This window comes from Nonomuraea sp. NPDC049152 (assembly GCF_040648355.1).
Lineage (GTDB): Bacteria > Actinomycetota > Actinomycetes > Streptosporangiales > Streptosporangiaceae > Nonomuraea.
Window position 1 is genome coordinate 1 of the sequence record NZ_JBEZDO010000090.1, and the last position, 1,850, is coordinate 1,850.

Annotated in this window: 1 protein-coding gene; it reads right to left on the bottom strand. The window is 66.2% G+C overall.

All coding sequences use genetic code 11. From position 1 onward, the window contains the following. Positions 1-46: 46 nt before the first annotated feature. A complete protein-coding gene (locus AB0B45_RS51430) occupies positions 47-1,690 on the bottom strand; it encodes an ISL3 family transposase (RefSeq protein ID WP_358146373.1) in 1,644 nt (547 codons plus the stop codon). Positions 1,691-1,850 lie beyond the last annotated feature (160 nt).

The following is a 1,850-nucleotide window of genomic DNA, read 5'->3' on the forward strand; positions in this document are numbered from 1 at the left end:
GGCTCTGGCTCACTTTTGATGATCTCAGTGACAGAGCGTGGCTCCGTCAGATGTAGCGGAGGACTCGAGCCCGGAGGAGGTCGAAGTTGGCCCGGCCGAACATCTGCCTTTTCAAGAATTTAATCTTGTTCACGGTTCCTTCGACGGCACCGTTGCTGTGGGCCAGCGTCAGCCCGGCTTGGACTGCGGCGTGATCGCGTCGCAGGCCGGTGGCGAAGGCGGCCAGCTGAGGCGAGGCGCCGGCTTCGGCAGCGATGATCCATTCGTCGAGCAGGTGGCCGTCGCGGTTGGTCATCATCGTGGCGAAGCCGTGAACCAGCTCTGCAGCGGTGGCGAGTTCGGGGCAGCGGGCAAGAACCCGCTCCAACCCAACCTTCCCTTCCGCGCCCAGACGGTCGGGATGAGTCATGAGCCAGCCGGTGACGCGACGGGGACTGGGCGGCAGACAAGGCTCTTGCCGCACGTCCCGATGTCCTCGCAGCGGTTTGAGCCAGCCCTGGACGGCACGCTGGCTGCCGGTGAAGCCCTGGGCCTTGATCTCAGCATGGAGCTGAATGGCGTTGGTGCATCCCTCGTTCCACCTGCGGGTGAGGTGCGGCTTGAACGCATCCAGCTTGCTGGAGCGATCGAGAGTCGGAGCCAGGAGTTCATCCACGCTGCCGGCGTTGGCGAACTTGCGGACGGTGCGAAAGGCCAGGCCAAGTTCGCGGCCGATAGAGTTCAACGACGCGCCCCTGCCCTTCAGCGCCTGGACCTGGGCGTAGCGCTCACGAGTCCGGACGACCATCGGCCGTTCGTTGCCGTAGGAATCCAAGGTCTTCGGCCGCTCGACCGGCTCCGCTTCGCAGCCGACTCCGTCCGCGACAGCGGCGTCTGGCTCGGGGGCTTCCTGCAGGCAGGATCGGTGTGCGCGGACGGTCTTGTCCAGCGCCGCGGCGAGGTTCTGCCAAAGGTGGAAGCGGTCGGCGACCTGGACGGCCTCAGGTGCACCCTCACGAGCGCCGTCGGCGTAGGAGCCGGCTCTGTCCCGGCAGATCACCTGAACGCCGGGATGACCCTTCAGCCAGGTGGCCAAGTCCTCGGCGGTCCGGCCGTCCAGCAGATCGACGGGACGATGGGTGTCCATGTCCACCAGGACGGTGCCGTAGGAGTTTCCGCGCTTCTTGGCGAAGTCGTCGACTCCCAGAACGGTGATCTGCCCGATCTCCGGATCAGGTAAGGCCCGCAGCATCCGCAGCAGCGTGGACCGGCTGACCGGCGCGCCGACCAAACGGGCCATGCGGGCGCCGGCTCGCCCGGCCAGCGCCATGGCGATCGAGGTGAGGAGCGCTCGCAAAGCGTTGCTGCGACGTGCATGCCGCTGGGTCAGCCCATCGACCTGCTCGGTGAAGATTCCTCGCTCACACGAGAGCTCGCCGCAGATGAAGCGGCGCACTTCCACTTCGATCCGGATCGGCCGTCCGCTGGTCGCCAGGTCCCGGATCGTCCGGCGATACCGGCTGTGCACGCGGGCCGAGAGCAGCCCGCACACCGGGCACGAGGCCTCGGCCACCACGGTGCGCGCCGCGATCAGTACGGCACCGCCGAGGTCCTCAACCTTCAGAACATCGACGCCCTGAAGGGCAGGACAGAACAAGGGAAGGCAGCAGGCATCCTCGCCCGCCGACGCATGCAGCACAATGAACCCCACGGCCGCTCGTTGATGATCAGGTTCTCGACAAACCCAGATCGTCGATGAGCGGCCGCCTGCGTGTGGACCTAGTTACAAGATCGCGACGCACCGTACGCTGCCCCGGATCCTCCGCCTGACTCACCCTGCGTCACTGATCATCAAAAGTGAGCCAGAGCCC